Annotated in this window: 12 protein-coding genes; 1 reads left to right on the top strand and 11 read right to left on the bottom strand. The window is 51.7% G+C overall.

Annotated features, from left to right (window positions below; genetic code table 11):
- Positions 1–48: 48 nt before the first annotated feature.
- Together AC0YNS_RS27385 and uxaC are read right to left on the bottom strand one after the other, a co-directional pair.
- Positions 49–879 carry a phytanoyl-CoA dioxygenase family protein gene (locus AC0YNS_RS27385; RefSeq protein WP_475784108.1) on the bottom strand — a complete coding sequence of 277 codons (831 nt, stop codon included), beginning with the start codon at positions 877–879 and terminating at the stop codon, positions 49–51.
- Between the two features lie 45 nt (positions 880–924).
- A complete protein-coding gene (gene uxaC / locus AC0YNS_RS27380; protein WP_475784107.1) occupies positions 925–2334 on the bottom strand; it encodes a glucuronate isomerase in 1410 nt (469 codons plus the stop codon).
- A 169-nt stretch (positions 2335–2503) separates the two neighbouring features.
- On the opposite strand from uxaC, the gene AC0YNS_RS27375 reads away from it, so the two are divergent.
- Positions 2504–3367, top strand: coding sequence for a helix-turn-helix domain-containing protein (locus AC0YNS_RS27375; RefSeq protein ID WP_475784106.1), 864 nt, complete (start codon positions 2504–2506; stop codon positions 3365–3367).
- Positions 3368–3697: 330 nt separating this feature from the next.
- Here the strand turns inward: AC0YNS_RS27375 and AC0YNS_RS27370 are convergent, their stop codons facing one another.
- The 9 genes from AC0YNS_RS27370 to AC0YNS_RS27330 form a co-directional block, all read right to left on the bottom strand.
- Complete coding sequence (locus AC0YNS_RS27370) at positions 3698–5284, bottom strand: response regulator transcription factor (protein WP_475784105.1); 1587 nt, start codon at positions 5282–5284, stop codon at positions 3698–3700.
- Positions 5277–7058, bottom strand: coding sequence for a sensor histidine kinase (locus AC0YNS_RS27365; protein ID WP_475784104.1), 1782 nt, complete (start codon positions 7056–7058; stop codon positions 5277–5279). Before AC0YNS_RS27365 ends, AC0YNS_RS27370 begins: the two co-directional genes overlap by 8 nt.
- A 140-nt stretch (positions 7059–7198) precedes the next feature.
- Positions 7199–8953, bottom strand: coding sequence for an extracellular solute-binding protein (locus AC0YNS_RS27360; RefSeq protein ID WP_475784103.1), 1755 nt, complete (start codon positions 8951–8953; stop codon positions 7199–7201).
- 79 nt (positions 8954–9032) lie between these two features.
- Positions 9033–9920: a carbohydrate ABC transporter permease gene (locus tag AC0YNS_RS27355; RefSeq protein WP_475784102.1), complete on the bottom strand. Its 888-nt coding sequence runs from the start codon at positions 9918–9920 to the stop codon at positions 9033–9035.
- Positions 9921–9977: 57 nt separating this feature from the next.
- Positions 9978–10931 carry an ABC transporter permease gene (locus tag AC0YNS_RS27350; protein ID WP_475784101.1) on the bottom strand — a complete coding sequence of 318 codons (954 nt, stop codon included), beginning with the start codon at positions 10929–10931 and terminating at the stop codon, positions 9978–9980.
- 89 nt (positions 10932–11020) lie between these two features.
- Complete coding sequence (locus tag AC0YNS_RS27345) at positions 11021–13036, bottom strand: beta-galactosidase (RefSeq protein WP_475784100.1); 2016 nt, start codon at positions 13034–13036, stop codon at positions 11021–11023.
- Between the two features lie 190 nt (positions 13037–13226).
- Positions 13227–13541: a MazG nucleotide pyrophosphohydrolase domain-containing protein gene (locus AC0YNS_RS27340; protein WP_475784099.1), complete on the bottom strand. Its 315-nt coding sequence runs from the start codon at positions 13539–13541 to the stop codon at positions 13227–13229.
- A 492-nt stretch (positions 13542–14033) separates the two neighbouring features.
- Positions 14034–15518, bottom strand: a complete 1485-nt coding sequence (locus AC0YNS_RS27335; protein WP_475784098.1) for a glycoside hydrolase family 32 protein — start codon at positions 15516–15518, stop codon at positions 14034–14036.
- Between the two features lie 534 nt (positions 15519–16052).
- Positions 16053–17651, bottom strand: coding sequence for a response regulator (locus AC0YNS_RS27330; RefSeq protein ID WP_475784097.1), 1599 nt, complete (start codon positions 17649–17651; stop codon positions 16053–16055).
- Between the last annotated feature and the right edge of the window lies 1 nt (position 17652).

Genomic DNA, 17652 nt, shown 5'->3' with positions numbered 1-17652 from the left:
GTCATTACGAACGGCCTGGATGAGATATCCCTTCTTTTCATACAAAGGCTAGCAATCCACCCCTGTCATCTCGCTCGTAAACATACGCTTATACTCTCTCGGGCTGATCTTCTCGGCGGTATCCGGCGCATAATGAAACTGCAGCGCACGGCGGCGCTTCTGCGAGAAATTGTATGCGGTGCCGTGCATGAGCAGCCCATGGAAGAACAGCGCACTGCCCGGTGCAAGCGGCACGGCGACATTGCGCTCGACAGGCACAACCGTATCGCATAGCTGCCAATCCCGCTCCGCATAATGCGGAATGCCTCCATTCATATGCGAACGGGGGATAATTTGCATGCAGCCGTTATCGAGCCCCGCTTCGTCAAGCGCAATCCAAACGCCGATCACAGGCCGATCATAAGCCAGGTTGCCGTAGGCCATATCTTGATGCCACGGCTTCTCGCCCCCGCCCTTCGGCGGCTTGAGCAGTGCAATATCCTGTACCAGCTTCGGCTTCGCGCCGAGCAGTTTCTCCACGACAGCCAATAGATCCGGATGATAGGCGATTGCTCGCAACCGATCATCGACCTCCACAAACTCATACAATTTGCGGACGGCGAGCTCACGCTCTTCGTCGCTGTGAAGCTCAATCCTCGGCTTCACAAACTGCACCTTCACGGCTGTCTGATCATCGGCAATATGCGCCATAATCGCTTCAGTTGCATGCCCGATATCAGCGCCGGACAACACATCCAATACCGCAGCGTACCCTTGCTGCCGATAGAACTGAACCAGCTCCTCCCCAATATCGGTAACGCGGTGAACAGCCTGATGAATCTCGCCGTGCGGATACAACTGCCTGTTGATCTCATCGGGTGATGTCAGTTTGCCCTCCATGGTATCCCTCCTGAATGGTCTTCTACCTTGTCACTTTACGGAAAGCTAGAACCGGAAATACCCTCTTGCATTCTCGTAGCACACCGCCTGCACAAGTCCGCCGAGCAGTTCCGCATCCGCAGGAACTTCCCCGTTCTCCGCCCACTCGCCAATCAAATTGCAGAATATCCGACGGAAATACTCGTGCCTAGTATACGAGAGGAAGCTGCGAGAGTCTGTCAGCATGCCGACAAACCGGCTGAGCAAGCCCATATTCGCAAGCGATTTCAGCTGCTCCAGCATGCCGTCTTTCGTATCGTTGAACCACCAAGCGGCGCCAAGCTGGATTTTTCCCGGAATACCGCCGCCTTGGAAGCTGCCGATCAGCGATGCCAACACGTTGTTGTCTGCAGGATTCAAAGAATACACGATCGTACGCGGCAGTTTATCGTGCTCATCCAGCTTGCTCAGCAACCGGACAAGCGGTACAGCTACCGGACTGTCGTTCATCGAATCAAACCCCGTATCCACGCCAAGCTCGCGAAGGGTTCGCGCATTATTGTTACGATGTGCATTCATATGCAGCTGCATCGACCAACCAAGCTCCGCATAGAGCTCGCCTAAGTAAACCAGCGTATAGGATTTGTACTTCTGCTCCTCCTCGAGCGAAACACCTCCGCCTTGAAGTGCCCGCGCAAAAATCCCCGCCGCCTCCTCGCGCGTCGTCTCCGCCCAAGGCACATAATCGAGCGCATGATCGGACACTCGTCCGCCGACGGAATGGAAGAACTGTACCCGCTCCTTCAGCGCAAGCAGGAGCTCGTCATAGCTCTCAATGCTGCTCCGCCCCGAAGCCTCGGCCAGCTTCGTAATATAACCGACGAACGGAGCACGGTTAATTTCCAGCACCTTATCCGGACGGAACGATGGCAGTACGCGGAAGCCCAGATCAGGCTCCTGTGCCAACAGCGCATGATGCTCCAGCGAATCGATCGGATCATCCGTCGTACAAACCACTTCCACGCCTGCGTCACGGATGAAATCCCGTACGGCATACCCGCCGCCGCGCAGCTTGGCATTCGCCTTCTCCCAAATGATCGGCGCGTTCTTCTCATTGATCAGCTCTTCGATGCCAAACAATCGGCGCAGCTCCAGATGCGACCAATGATAGAGCGGATTGCCAAGCGTCATCGGCACAGTCCGCGCCCAAGCGAGGAAACGGTCATAATCGCTGACCCCTTCGCCGCCGGTAATGTATTTCTCTTCAATGCCGTTTGCGCGCATCGCCCGCCACTTATAATGATCGCCATACAGCCAAACTTCCGTCAGGTTGGTATAGCTTTTATTCTCATAGATGTCCTGCTGACTCAGGTGACAGTGATAATCCAGGATCAGCATTGCTTTCGCGTATTCATGATAAAGCCGCTTTGCTGTCTCGTTATGTAGTAAAAAATCATCATCCATAAAATTACGCATAGTGGGATGTACCACCTTCCTCTAAAGTCCGTATCTCTACTCAGCATAACGCAATATTTGCCGAATATCGTGACATATTTTGCTCAAAGTGATGGTTTATTCACCTATCTTGCGCTAAAGTAAAGATATCCTGTTTAGATGATCCGCTAGGATGCAAGGAGGACATCAATTGAAGCTCACCGTCGACGAACCGCTCTCCTATGGAGATGAGGAAGGCGATTTCTATATTCAGCATGTGCATCGAACGAAGCCGTTTGGACGAAACAACCACTTTCACCCTACCTATGAAATCTATTATTTGGTGTCGGGGCAGCGCGTGCATTTCATCGAGGACCGCTCCTATTCGATTACGTCCGGCGACTTCGTGCTGGTGAATAAACAGGTCGTCCACAACTCCTCTGAGCTTGGACCTCCGGAGCATGAACGGATCGTCATCAATTTCAGCGATGCCTTCCTCGGAACGGAGCATCCCCTCTATGACCCGCTGCTGCTGCAACCATTCGGGCATAACGCGCTGCTGCTGCACCTTACGCCGCACGAGCAATTATTCGTCCGCCAGCTGCTAGGCAAAATGATCACCGAAGCCTCCGAGCAGCGGCCCGGCTTCGAATCCTATCTGCGACTGCTGCTAACCGAACTGCTTCTGTTCGCGGCAAGGCATCCCGCACCGACGGACTCAGAATTCACGAAACCCGAGCAGCCGACTGCTCTCCATCAGAAAATATCCGAGGTCGCCCTGCACATCAACGAGCACTATGACACCAAGCTCGCACTAGCTGATCTCGCGAAACAATTCTTCATGAGCCCCTACTATCTCAGCCGAAGCTTCAAGACGGTCACCGGCTTCACCCTGATCGAATACGTTCATCTGACGCGAATTCGCGAGGCGCAGCGCCTGCTCAAGGAGACGGATCTTAAAGTCATCGTCGTAGCGGAGCGGACCGGGTTCGAGAACACGGGACATTTTGACCGCATCTTCAAGAAAATGACCGGATTGACGCCGCTAGCCTACCGCAAAATGAATCCGTTATAAGCAAAAAAGCGATGGGAGGACATCCTCCATCGCTCTAGGTCGAGCAACCTACCTGCCTGGTTACAGCCATCTCCTAACCTGTAACGGTTGTGACAGTGGTTATATGGCCCAAAAAGCCCGTTTTTATTTTCTAACGGTTGCCAGCGGGCTTATTAGGGCATTTTCCCGGTAGAATCCACCCTTACGCAGCGAATAACGATGCTCACAACCGTTAGCCGTTTAAAAGATGTTCCTCGTATGAAATAGCCACACTGACAACCGTTAGAGATTCAATAGGCCCTAACGTCGCTCCACCGAACATGGGAGCGGATGTAACCAGATACGAATCTATCATTTCATCCGATACTCTCCCGCACTCATCCCGGCATAACTCTTAAACCGCTTATAGAACCAATCCAGCTCGCCATATCCGACAGCCTCAGCAATCTCGTAAACCTTCTTATCCGACTGTCGGAGCAGCTCCTTCGCCTTCTCCATGCGCACCTTAAGCAAATAATCGTTGAACGACTCGTCGGTTCCGGCCTTGAACATCTTGCCCAAGTAATTGGGGTTCAAGAAGACCTGCTGAGCGATACTCCGTAAGCTAATGTTGGTGTGATACTGCTCCTGAACAAGCTTCCTCACCGTTGTAACCAGACTGCTCGGCTGCAGCTGTTTCATCCCGCATACCCGCGCTCGCACATCCATAGCCTTTCGACTTGCGAGAAGCTGCAGCTCCTCCATCGTCTTGCATTTCATGACCCGTTCGTAGTCGCCAAGCTCATATTCGAAGAGGCCGTCGGCACTGGCGCCGAGCTCTCTGACCAACTGCTGCAATTGGACGAGCAGCTCCAGCACGCTCTTACGAACGACACTTCCCGGCGCTTGCTCTGCCTTGAAACCTTCCCATAACCGTTCAATGGCTTCCTCCACCTGCTGTTCATCTTGCAAATTGGAAATCGCCTCAAGCACGCCAGACTGCAGCTTGCCTGTACTTTGGAAGCCGCCGCCAACGCCGCTGCCCGTATGCGCCATCGCATGCCGGCCAAACAGAATCGAACCGCTGCCCACCAGAAACTTCCCGTCGAGCGCTTCCTCTGCTGCGGCGAAGGCTGGCGCGAGCTCTCTCCCGTTCGAGGCCACGCTCCCGACGCCGATACTGATCGTTTCTTTGGCATTCACGGCAACAGCGTCTCGCAGCTTCCCGGTGAATGCAAGCAATCCATCACCTTCATATTCGTCCTCCAGCTCGATCATAACGATGCCGTACCGTTCCTCGGTCATCTCGAACACTAGCCCCCCACCACCGCACAGTTCCTCCAGGATATTACGCACCGCATATCGCTTCAACTCCGCATCATGCTCGGTCAGAGCCGGGCTTGGCGAAGAGAGGGAATCCATCTCCACCAGCAGGGTGCGAAGCGGTCCTTCTCCCATCCCGCTGCCGATCATTCGAATGGCTTCCTCGTATTCGCTTCGGCTGAGCGGACCATGCGCAAGCTTCCGAAGCACTTGATCGCGAAGGGCAGTCAAACCCAGATGATGCTGTCGCTGTAACGACCGCTTCTCCGAGATGCTCTGACCCATCCGCTCCAAAATCGCAATTAACTCTTCTTCCTCCACAGGCTTCAACAGGTAGTCGTGAACCCCCATCTTGAGTGCTTGCCGTGCATATTCAAAGTCCTCGTACCCGCTGAGAATAATGACCGGGACATCCGTGAATTCCCGCAGCTTGGCGATCAGCTCCAGCCCGTTCATCGTCGGCATGCGAATGTCCGTAAGGACAAGCGAGTAGTGGTTGCGCTGCATAAGCTCAAGCGCCCGTCTGCCGTCCTCCGCCTCCGCTCGGATTTGGAATCCGTAATCCTCCCAATCGATTACATATTTAAGCGATTCTCTTGCGAGCGGCTCGTCTTCCACGATCAGTACGCTATACATCTGTTCCGCCTCCATTATCCGCCTGCTGCATGGGAATGAATATCGTCACTTTCGTTCCTACGTCTTGCTCGCTCTGCACGGTTAGTCCATAGCTGTCCCCATACCTGACCTTCAATCGCCGATTCACGTTACGAAGGCCGATGTGGGAGGTGACTTCCAGTGAATCCTGCTGCAAGCCGGCTTGTATCTCGGTTAGACGCTCCGGTGTCATGCCGAGACCATCGTCTTCCACAGTGATCTGAAGCGTGCCTTCAACCAGTTCCCCTCTAATCTGAATGCAAGATTGCATCGGACTCAGCTCCACCCCATGCGTAATCGCGTTCTCGACAAGCGGCTGAATGCACAGCTTCGGCAAATTCACATCCAGTGCTTCCGGCGGAATCGCGATGGCAAAGGTGAACTTATCGCCGAACCGATGCTGCTGGATTTGCAGATAGATCGAGATAAACTCCATTTCTTCACTCAGCGTAATCGTAGGGCCGCCATTACGCAGCATCATTCGGAACGACTTCGCCAGAAGCCCTACGACTTTGGCCGTATCCCGCTCGCCGGCGATCAGCAGCTTGCCTCGGATCATATTCAGGACATTGAACAGAAAATGCGGATTGATCTGCGTCTGCAGCGCGTACAGCTCCACTTCCTTCGTCCGCAGTGCCTGCTCCTTCTGATCGATTTCCGACTGATACACCTCTTGAATGAGCTGCCCGACCCGCTGCACCATCAGATTGAACATTTGCCCCAGCTGCGCAACCTCATCCTTGCCCCTAACTTCGACGAAACTCTGAAAGTTATCCTTATGCACCCGCTTCATCCGAAACGACAGCTCCGTCAACCGGCGCGTCAGCCCTACCGATATCGTGGAAATGAAGAGCGCAGAAACAACAATCGCGATCAGAAACAAGAGAATCGAGAGCGAGCGAAGCTGTTCGATCTTCGGCATCAGCTCATTGGTCGGAATAAAAGTCAGCACCTTCATCCCTCTCACCGAGTTGTGAGATTCAAGCGTCTGGAACATGATCTGATAGCTGTTATGCTCATCCTCGTAGCTGAAACTTCCCTCTGTTTCTTTCATGATTTTCGAATAAAAAGGCAGTTCCTTAATCTGCGTAATCCCGCCGGTCTGCGCACTATCAATCAGCACCGTACCGTCTGCGAGCGTAAAAATAAAACGCTTACTTTTGCTCTCTACATTAATAAGCTCCGATAACACACGAAGCTGGATTTCGATCGAGACCACATTCGGGGAATCCGGCTCGAAATTGTTCATTCGTTTACGGAAGCTGAACACCGGTTTATGTTCAAGAAGCGGCGTATAGGGTCCGGTCCAGTAACCGCCAATTCGGTTATTAAACACCTTGCGATACCAATCGCTTTGGCGCGTCTCCTCATCGATCAGAAACACATTCGCGAATAGAAAGGTGGGGTTATCGGTATATAAGTTGAGATGAGAGATCGCCTTGGTCGCTTGGACGGCTGAAATAAATGGCTGGTAATAGTCAAAATACGTATCATACGCTTCCTGCTGATCCTTATATTTCTTCTGGAGTTTCTCATTCAGAGAAGAGTTCAAGAATAACGTGTTCGCATTCTCCTCATAGGAGCTCAGCTTATTATCGAAATTCGCGCTTACTTGAGACAGCGAGAGTTCGGCATTCTCGATGATATGCTCGTAGACCAGATCGCTGCTGCGTTTCATGAGCACATACGTAAGGGAGCCCAGCAGAAGCAAAACAACGAGTAAATTGGCTACGATCAGCTTTGTCCGTATTTTCATGTCGCGGCTACCTCGCACCTTTCGTGGCTGTTCGTTTCTCACTCATTCGCTTTACCCAAGCTGATTTCCTCCCGCTGCTGCACGAAACATACTCCTTGCCCGCAATCGCTGCGAACAAGGAGTAGCTTAACAATTAAAGATTACTGGCCTAATATGCTGTTGTACTTGGCATTAAAATCCGCCCATAGCTGCGTATAAGCCGCTTCTACTTTCTCCAGACCATTCTTGTTGATGCCATCCTGCATATCCTTCCAATTGGAATCGAACGCAGCGTCATCCTTCGACATGATGATCTTCGGCAAGTATTTGCGCCATGTATCATCGATCTTCTGTTCTTCCACCTTCGTTGACTCTGGTGGCGTGAGCTGCCAGATATAACCCGGTACATACTCGACCGGCGGCAAGAAATCAGCCCAGACCTGCTTGCCGTACTTCGCCAGCACTTCCTTCGTCATGTCATCGTAGTTGGCGATAACCATATCCTTCGTAAGCGGTGTGGAGTAGTCGCCATCAGCCAGCTTCGCGCCATTGCCCACTCCAAACCACGAGAAGTTGCCTGTTCCGATGCCGTGGAAGCCTTCCTTGTAATCCGTATCCGGATCGGCAAGACGCTGTGCGATAAGCTCCGGCTTCAGTACGCGGTGGCCGTCTTTCACATCAAAGTGAGTGCCTTCAATTCCCCACTGAGTGAGGATTTGACCTTCATCGGAGAAAAGGAAATCAATCATCTGAATCATGCGCTCCGGGTTCTTCGCATTCTTGCTGATCGTCCATTGATAGCTGCCCGCTTGCGTCGGTGTCAGCGTGTTGGAGTGATCTTCCGTTCCTTCCGAGAAATAAATCGGAATATGAGCATAGGCGCGTTCCGGATGACCCGAATTACGCAGGGAGGCTTCAGCGTCTCCTAAGAACCAGCCCGGTGAATAAGCAGCAAGGACGCGGCCTTGTGCGGCTTTCGTTGCAATGTTGTCGAGCGAGAAGGCTTCTTTGTCAAATAGCCCATTATTATACAGCTTGTTTAGGAACTTCATATAAGCCTTGGATTCCTCGGAAACCGGGTTGTACGTTACATTGCCGCTTGCATCAATGCGGGAACGGTCATGGTCGGGCAGTCCAAGCGCATTGATGACCGGATTGTTGAACTCAATCTTCATCGTCCAGCTGGCCATGGAAGCGGCGAAGCCAATGGTATCCTTCCCGTCGATTTGCGGGTGTTTATCGGCATACGCTTTGATGACGTCGTAGAGCTGATCGAAGGTTTTGATTTCCGGATATCCGGCTTCCTTCAGCACATCGTATTGCACGATAAAGTTGGCCGTCGAGTTGGCTGCCGCTTCTTCGCTCTTGTTGACGCCGGACAAGGAGTAGATATTGCCGTCTTTGTCTTTGAGCAGGTTGAAGTATTTGCCATACTTGTCTTTAATGTTCGGACCGTATTTCTCGATCAGATCGTTAAGCGGGATAATGGCACCGGCATCTTTAAACTTCTGTGTATAGTTGGCATCGAGCACGACGACATCCGGATAGTCTCCGGCCGCCAGCCATAGATCCCATTTCTGAAATTGATCGCCAACGGAGAGGTCATACTTGAGCGACACGCCTGTTTTATCTGTAATCGCTTTCGTAATTGGCGTATCCCATTTCAGCTTGTCATCTGCCGTGTTGATCGTAAACTCGATCGGACTTAAGTCCGCTGCCGGCTCCGCCTCTGCTGTCGTATTGTTGCCTGTATTGGCTTCGTTTGTTGCTGTATTCGTGCTCTTCGCCGGTTCGTTTGTGTTTGCTGCCCCATCGTTATTGTTATTATTGGAGGAACCGCAGCCTGTAATAAGCACTGCCAGTACGGTAATGATGAGTCCGAATGTCAAACTTCGCTTTAGCCTTCTACCCTTCATCGTTAGACTCCCTTTCAATCCTCGTTTTTGTATATATCAACGGATCGATCGCTCCGTTTGATATTGTGCGAAGCCTTCGTTATTCCTTAATTGCAGCCAATGTAACGCCTTTGACAAAATACCTTTGCAGGAATGGATAGACCAGCAGAATCGGCATCGTAACTACGATGGTCAGGGCAGCCCGAATCGTATCGGGGTTCGACTGAATCGCTTTACCGTCCACATGTTCATTCGCATTCGCAACTTGGCTGACGCTTTGCAGCAGAATCTTCTGTAATTCAAACTGCAGCAGGCTCAAATCCGGATTGCGGCTGGCATAGAGATTGTTATCGAACCAGGAATTCCAATGACCAACCGCGATGAATAACGTGATGGTCGAAATTACCGGCAAGCTGATGGGTACCACAATTCGAAACAGCGTCTGAAAGTCGGTCGCTCCATCGATTTGCGCTGATTCTACCAGTCCTTCCGGAAGCTGATCGAAGTAGCTGCGAATGAGGATGACATTGAACACCCCGATTAAGCCGGGAATGATATAGACGGCAAAATGATTCATTAACCCAAGGTTCTTGATCAGCAGATACGTCGGAATGAGGCCGCCGTTCACGTAGAGCGTAATGACCAAGATGACGTTAAACGCTTTGCGGAAGATGAATTGTTTGCGGCTTAGCGTATAGGCAATCATGACAGTGCCCGTAACGCCGAGCACGGTGCCAAGCAAGGTACGAATAACGGAACGAACAGCCGACCATGCAAGTGCGTCATCGCTCAATATCGCTCTGTAATTCATTAGTGTCCATTCTCTGGGCAGGAGCGTTATTCCTCCCTTCAAGGAATCGAGCGGATCGTTAAGCGACACCGCAATGAGGTTCAAGAAGGGAAACAAGGTTGCCATGCCGATGAGAAGCAGCAGCGTAAGGTTAAAAGTGTTGAACGCGATTGCGCCCCACGCCCGATTGCGGTCCATTCTTGACCACCCTCCTTTTCTTGTCGGGATTGTGATTGTGTACGTGTAAACGCGCTGCTAGATTAATCGGCTTTGATTCGTTTTCTTGGCCAAGTAGTTAACGCCCAGCACCATCACTACGCTGACAACCGATTTAAACATGCTGATTGCAACCCCGAACGAGAAGTCTCCCAGTTGTGTCGAGTAGCGCAGCGCATAGAGATCGAGCACCTCGGAATAATCGACGACGATTGGATTGCCCAGTAAATACTGCGACTCGAAGCCGCCCTGTATGATCCAGCCGACATTTAAGATGAGCAGCAGAATCGCGGTCGGCATGATGCCCGGAATGGAGATGTACCACATTTTCTGAAAACGGCTTGCGCCATCGACTTCCGCCGCTTCATATTGCTCGGGATTCAGCCCAACTAATACCGCCAAGAAGATAATGGTGCTCCAGCCCAGCTCCTTCCACAAGCTGACCGTCGTATGGATGAACCAGAACCATTTTTCCTCGCCCATGAAGTAGAGCGGTTCCTGGATGATGCCAAGCTTCATCAGAATGCGGTTCAGCATCCCGTCGTCCGGAGAAAGCATCGTGAGCGTAATGTTCGCAATGACGACCCAAGAGACAAAATGAGGAATGTAGGTAATCGTTTGGATCACCCGCTTGAACCAGACGAACCTGACCTCGTTCAGCAGCAGGGCCAGCGCAATGGCGCATACGAAACCGGTGATCAACTGCAGCAGCCCCATGGCAAGCGTGTTGCGCAGCACATGGTAGAACTGTTCATCTTGGAAGAGCGCGACGAAATTATCGAAGCCGACGAAGGGACTGTGTTTAATCCCTTTGCCAAGCGTGTACCGCTGAAACGCCATTACCCATCCCCAAAGCGGGACGTAGGAGAACAGGACAATCAGGAGGACGAACGGAACAGACATGTAGATCAGCTGTCTTTGCATAATGACTTTTCTACCGAAACTGCGTTTGTTTGGTACTGTGTCTTGCCTGGTTGGAGCGATTGATTTCACACTGCCGTACTCCTTTCAACCCTATTTCTCATCCTAGTTTTATTATGCAAGGGGCGGGTAACATCAACAACCTGATAAACTGCAACTTATCACCCTAGTAGCGGGTGATCCTTGCGGAAGAGAAACACGCCATTGCCCGGTAATTCGATCGTGCCCACCGCAATGGTTTGCTCCGTTGTAAGTTCGTACAGCGGCTCTGCGAGCGTGATGGATTGATGGTCTGTACCGTGATTGATAGCGAAAATATACTCGTTGCCGCTGTCGCTTACCCTTCGCATGAGCTCGATGCTGCCTTGAACCTGTATGCCCTCTATTGGCGTTACTCCGGCATCGGTGCATATGCGATCCATAAGTGCATACATTAGGGCAGGCTGCGGCTCCATGCCTAAGTAATAGGCGGTGCCTTGACCATACCGATTGCGTGTTGCTGCAGGCGATCCGGTGTAGTAATCTTCGCCGAACCAAGCGATCGGCTCCGCCATCTCGGGCTGGATGACGTCATACCAGGTCTTGGCGTTGTAGCTGTTTGTGTCTTGGGATAGCTGGACACTGCGCGTTTGACCTTCTCGCAGGATGCCGTAGTCGGTAATCGAGATGCCAAGGAGCTCCCGATAGATGCCGGGCAGCGTTTGATCCGACATCCGGTTGTCCCACAGCCGTGAGCCGGAACGGAAATCCAGCAGAACCGTGCCGCCTTGCGCCGCATAATCATAGATTCGCTGCTTGGCTTCCGGCTTGGAAAGCATATAATGCGGCAGGACGACAAGTCGATAACGGCTGAAATCCGCCTCGTCGGACAGGAGATCAACCGGAATATGACGGTCATAGAAATAACGATAATAGCTTTTGAGATGGCGGATATATCGGTGGCCCATCACCTGAGGTTGAATATCCATAACCCATTCATTGTCGTAGGAACGAATGATGGCGACTTCTGCTCCTGCGCTGCTGCCTTCGATGAGCGGCATGACTCGTTTCAGCTCCTCACCAACATGTTTGATTTCGTCATACCGCCTTCCCGGAATGCCGTCATGGGGCAAGATGCCATGCCAGAACTGCTCCGCGCCGAACAAGCAGGTCCGCCAGCGGAAATACACGATCGCATCGGCGCCGTGGGCAACCGAATGATACGTCCATCTGCGTAGCTCCCCCGGGCGCGGCGTTGGGAACATGATGTTGCCACCCGGTGCACCGCTCTGATGCTCCAACACCCAGAAGGGAGCTTGCTTCACACCGCGGGCCATATCGAGCTGAATGGCGCTTTCGCGAGGGTCCGGTTGATCCGTAAAACAGAGATTGGGATAGATGTCCCACGAAGCGAAATCCAGATCCTTAGACAGCTCGAAGCTGTTGATCTCATTCATCTCCGACCACATGTTATGGGTGACGGGCTGACTCGGGGCAAGCTGCTTCAGCAGGTCAATTTGTCGTTTCTGATACGCGATGACGGAATCGGAAGCAAACCGGCGATAATCGAGCTCTAGCCCCGGGTTATGCAGATGGAAGACCGTATAAGCCGGAAGCACGATTTGCTCCCACTCGTTGTAGGTTTGACTCCAGAATACCGTTCCCCAGCTTTCGTTTAGCTGATCGATGCTTATATAGGTATGGCGAAGCCAAGCCTGAAAGGCTGCACGGCAATACTCACAATAGCAATACACCGTATCGTTGCAGCCGAATTCATTATCCGTCTGCCAAGCGATGACATTCGGATGCTCGCCGTATTGCTGCGCGACTGCCGTTACAATGCGATCCGAGGCTACCATATAGTTGGGATTGTTGTAGCAGTAATGCCTTCGATTGCCGAAACCTCGCGCTATGCCTTTGTTGTCCCGCATATAGATGTCAGGGTGTTTGTCCATGAGCCACTTCGGCGGTGCGGCGGTTGGTGTCCCTAAGATGACCTCGATTCCTTCGGCTGCCAATAGATTAATGATGCGATCCATCCATGAGAAATCGTAGCTGCCTTCGTAGCGCTCCAGCTTCGACCAAGCAAATTCGCCGATGCGCAGCACGTTCAGCCCGGCTTCCTTCATGAGCTTCACATCCAGCTCCCAGCGTTCCTCCGGCCAATGCTCCGGATAATAACAAGCGCCAAACTTCATCTGCTTCTCCTCCTCGGTTGACGGTTGTCTACCTCATTATGGAGGAAGCGCGAGCGTGTCAAAACCTTAGTGATTCAACCTTTTGACCATAGAAAACAGACCAATCCGGGGGCGGATTGGTCTGTCGTAAATAATATTCATTAACTGCTCGATGGAATTTACGTTTTTTACATACCGGATTTGCTCATGGCTAGATGATAGGTTTTATTTCTTTATTTTTATATTTCTCCCTATTTATTTCTTCTTTCAGATGGAAACATTTTTCTAAGTCGACTTCATAAATATTAGCTAACGCTGAAACATAGTAAAGTATGTCATATAACTCCTCTTCAACCGTTCCTTTGATGTTTCCTGTTTGATCTAATCTTTTATTTTTCCTTAGTACATCCGCTAATTCCCCGACTTCTTCAACTAGTTTAAGAAAATAATCATTTTTCTTATCTGGTTGATGGTCAAAGCCTCTGATATATTCCTGTAACCCTCTTACAGTTAAATTTTCAGACATCGTTGTACTCCTATTCCTTTTTTAATTCGGTTGACCTCATTCGATTTTTTAAACTAAATCTTCGTTTGATCTTATCACCTAGAAAAAAGATAAAGCCTGCTGCCTGGGGGGCCACTGAAAAAGTTCTGCTGCTGAAAGGCATAGACTTTCCATTTACTTGCCAGAGCCAGGGGTTTATATAAAAGTTTTAATCGGCTTCCTCCTTGAGTTGTACAAACTACACGACAAACCGAAGCCTTTCGAGAAAAAAAGTACTTAACGTGTATAAAATGCATTTGAAATTCGGATAACCAGCTATATGCACTAGAAAAAAACGTATGAATTGTACGAAGTACACGTCATACGTCATTTGAGACTAGAAAGTAGCGAATGTGTTGCACTCCTTACACCAGCTAGAGAGCAATGTCACAAAAAAACCGAATCGCTAAGATCGCCAGAAAATCTAAGTTCTTCAGTGGCCCCCTTCCTGGCAGACCCTTTCGCATTGTATATCTAGTAAATCGACTTCAGCTCATAGCTTTCTAGTGAACGAAGAACTGCATTTCCCCCACGACTGAACAGGCAAGCCCCCAAACTATCCGGCTGCGGATAAATTCGGTTCGTCATCGTTTTCTCGCCGTCATTCGCAAACAGCTCCAGCGAAGAACGGTCGAGGAACAGATGGAGCTTCAGCTGTCCGCCGTCCTGCGGCGCAAGCTGAACCTCACTGATTCCGCCATCGCCCAGACCCGCATGATCGCGGTTCACATAGAGCGTGCGGTCCGCGGCGCGATACCCGATTTCGGTATATTCGCTGCCGTCCGCCGAGCAGCGCAGCTTGAGGCCAAACTCGGCCGCATCGCCGTCGAACACTACGATGATTTCCACCGCATCCGATGCGATACCAGGCAGGGCGACTTCCGTATCTGCTTCGATTACCTGCGATTCGATCTCGTATCGCACTCCCCGAAGCTTCTCCAGTTCCTGCACGGGAAGCATACGAATGCTGCCGTCCGGCTGCAAGAACAGCTCACGCGGAATCGTCATCGCGCCCATCCATCCGTCTTGCTGCTCAGGCATCGTAGCTCCCCACATATTCATCCATCCGAACAGAATGCGTCTGCCTTGATCGTCTTCCAGCGTCTGCGGCGCATAGAAGTCGAAACCGTAATCGAGTCGTTCCGCACGCGTAGTCGTGAGCTTACCCTCTTCGTAGTCGAACGTCCCGGACAAGTACATCGTCTTCGTTGCTCCCATGTTCATGGGAGAGACAATCAGCACATGATTCTCTCCTCCGCCAAGCGGGAACAGATCCGGGCATTCCCACATATCCCCCTGCGAGCCATCGCTGTCAGCGGCGATACTCACATAGCGCCACTCACGCAAATCCGAAGAAGCATACAGCCGCACATTGCCTCGGCCTTCTTGACCGCTTCCGATCACCATGTACCATGTATCTTCATGCTTCCAGACCTTCGGATCGCGGAAGCCGAACAAGCCCTCTTCCGGCGGTCCCGGAATAACCGGATTCGCTTCGCTTTTCGTGAACGTGTTGCCGTCGTCTGAGCTGACTGCCAAGCACTGTACCTCTACCGGCGAATTACCGGAAACATGCCCTGTGTACAACAGTGCAAGCTTATCGCCATCTACGACAGCGCTTCCAGAAAAACAGCCATAGCCGCCGCTTTCGCCTTGATCATAGGGTTCCGAAGGTGCCAGTGCGACCGGAAGATGAGTCCAGTTGACGAGGTCCTCGCTCTTGGCATGCCCCCAGTGCATCGGTCCCCATTTCGGCTCGTGCGGATAGTACTGATAGAAGGCATGGTAGCTGCCCTTGAAGTATACAAGTCCATTCGGATCGTTCATCCAGCCGGTTCTCGGCATCAAATGATAGCGAAGTCGGAAGCGCTCCTCCGAAATCCGCGAGCTTCCTTCCTCCGTTGCTTGATTGGCTCTGGCAATTTGCTCCTCATGCTTCTTGGCTTGATTGGTTTCCATGACAGCCTCCTGCTCGAATTGGACTCCTTGCACGTTTAAAGCAACCACTTTTAAACGGATTATAGCATACTATTAATCTGCCTATTCCTTTTTTTCGCAGGTAAAATGAAGCGGAATGGAGTGCATCTGTGGAGCCATACATTAGAGTCTGATTTGGCACTTCCTCAGGTGCATCATTTAAGAAAATGTTGCATTTCCTGCAACAAAACTGGCGTTTTACGGCTGGTTAGGTCGATTTGTTGCGCATTATGCAACATTTGGTCTCGTTATGGCCTTTTAGGGCTCGTATTCTAAGGAAATGCTGCCTTTCGTGCAACATTTGCGCTGTTTTACGATTGAGATGGTAGATATATTGCATATTGTGCAACATTTGGGCTCGATGTGGTATAGGGGGGATGGCCAGCATCGTGTAGGCGCATACTGCACAATCCCCCGGCGAAATCTGCCACAGCTTTGGCGCATGCTGCCATGCAGCTCCTGCGATCCCTCCGCTCGCCGCAAAAAAAGGACAGCCCACTTCCGGCTACCCCTCTCTCAAACCCGATGCTGCACCGCGTGCTTCGTTCGATATTCCATCGCCGAGATGCCTTCCATCTCGCGGAAGACGCGATTGAACTGCTTCGAATTCTCGAAGCCGACCTGCTCGCTGATCTCGTAGATTTTGTGCTCCGTTTCCTCCAGCAGCGCCTTCGCCTTCTGGATACGTACCCGCTTCAAGTAGACGACGAAACTCTCGCCGGTAAACTCCTTGAACGCCTGGCTGAAATACGAGTAGTTCAGCGAGACATGGTTCGATACTGTCGCCATATTCAGGTCCCGGTGATAATTGTCGTGTATGTAGCTGACCGCCTTCTTCATCTCCTTATGCTCGACATGCACAAGGCGCAGCCCTTTCACATAATCGTTCAACCGCAGCAGCAAATCCTCCACGCTGTGAAAATAATCATGAATCGTCTCGAAGTTATACATGCAGCCGACCTTCTTGTAGATCCGCAGAATTTCCACCGATTCCTCGCCGTACTGATTGAATACGCGGTCAAACACAAGCTCATTCAGCTGCTTGCTGATTTCCTCGATCGACGCGATATCGAAGCCGGTCAGCTTCTTCGGATCAAGAAGCTCCGTCAGAATCTGCTTCATTTCCTTATCCCGTTCGGTGCCGAGCATATTCGCCAGACGCCGGATGTCCTCGATCGGCAAGTGGCTCTCCTGATGGCGAGATCTCTTCCGATCATATTGCAGCAGCACCGGCTCGGCAGTTACCGCCTGCAAGAAGCCGTACCTCAGCGCCTCAAGCGCTTCGGCATAGGCTTGTTTGACTCCGCCTGCGCCATTCAACGGCTCGCTTACCCCGATTTGCGCCGAAACATGATGCTCCTTCATGAACGCGAGCAATCCCCCCGGCCCTACGGCCTCCTCGCCAATAACGACTAACCGCTCATCCTTATCTTTAAAATAAAACCGAACTCCGCTAGGCCGAGTCGCCAGCAGCGCCTCCAGCTGACCTGCTTTCCCGGAGGACAATCCGCCTCGAAGCTTCAGCAGTGCGATCACGTAACCGCGCGCCTCACCCGCTCCTGCCCCAACCCCCGACGAATCCCGAGCTTCAACAAGCGCATCCCAGCCTGCTTTGGCACAACGTTCAGCAATTTCGGTCTCCGCCATATCCGGATGCAGGAAGATATAATTCAACTGGCTCGCCAGCAGCTCGTCACGATAGTGATGCACCTCTCCCAGCCGTTCGGACAGTGCCGCTTGCCGCTCCAGCTCTCGCTCCACCCGCTCAAGCGCTGCGAACAGTTCATCCCGAACAATCGGTTTGAGCAGATACTCCCGTACATCGTAGAGCATCGCTTCCTTCGCATAATGGAAATCATCATGTCCGCTGAGGATCATAACGACCGGCTTCTGCTCTAGCAGCGCCAGTTCGCGAATCAGCGCCAGACCATCCATCCCCGGCATCCGAATATCCGTGATAACGATCTCTATTTGACCGCCTTGAATCAGCCCAAGAGCTTCTTCCCCATCTGCCGCGAATAACATCTCATACCGCCTTGGATAACCTCGTTCAATGATCGCCTTCAGCCCGAGCCTGATATTACGTTCATCGTCCACAATCAGCAGTGTACGCATG

Source organism: Paenibacillus sp. J22FR21 (assembly GCF_056269135.1).
Note: the sequence above shows the minus strand (reverse complement) of the source record. Positions and strands in the feature narration are given on the sequence as shown.

Bases quoted from the DNA above. Each gene is read 5' to 3' on its own strand.
- AC0YNS_RS27385 (WP_475784108.1), bottom strand. From the start codon at position 879: ATGGAGGGCAAACTGACATCACCCGATGAGATCAACAGGCAGTTGTAT.
- uxaC (WP_475784107.1), bottom strand. From the start codon at position 2,334: ATGCGTAATTTTATGGATGATGATTTTTTACTACATAACGAGACAGCA.
- AC0YNS_RS27370 (WP_475784105.1), bottom strand. From the start codon at position 5,284: ATGTATAGCGTACTGATCGTGGAAGACGAGCCGCTCGCAAGAGAATCG.
- AC0YNS_RS27365 (WP_475784104.1), bottom strand. From the start codon at position 7,058: ATGAAAATACGGACAAAGCTGATCGTAGCCAATTTACTCGTTGTTTTG.
- AC0YNS_RS27360 (WP_475784103.1), bottom strand. From the start codon at position 8,953: ATGAAGGGTAGAAGGCTAAAGCGAAGTTTGACATTCGGACTCATCATT.
- AC0YNS_RS27355 (WP_475784102.1), bottom strand. From the start codon at position 9,920: ATGGACCGCAATCGGGCGTGGGGCGCAATCGCGTTCAACACTTTTAAC.
- AC0YNS_RS27345 (WP_475784100.1), bottom strand. From the start codon at position 13,036: ATGAAGTTTGGCGCTTGTTATTATCCGGAGCATTGGCCGGAGGAACGC.
- AC0YNS_RS27340 (WP_475784099.1), bottom strand. From the start codon at position 13,541: ATGTCTGAAAATTTAACTGTAAGAGGGTTACAGGAATATATCAGAGGC.
- AC0YNS_RS27335 (WP_475784098.1), bottom strand. From the start codon at position 15,518: ATGGAAACCAATCAAGCCAAGAAGCATGAGGAGCAAATTGCCAGAGCC.
- AC0YNS_RS27330 (WP_475784097.1), bottom strand. From the start codon at position 17,651: ATGCGTACACTGCTGATTGTGGACGATGAACGTAATATCAGGCTCGGG.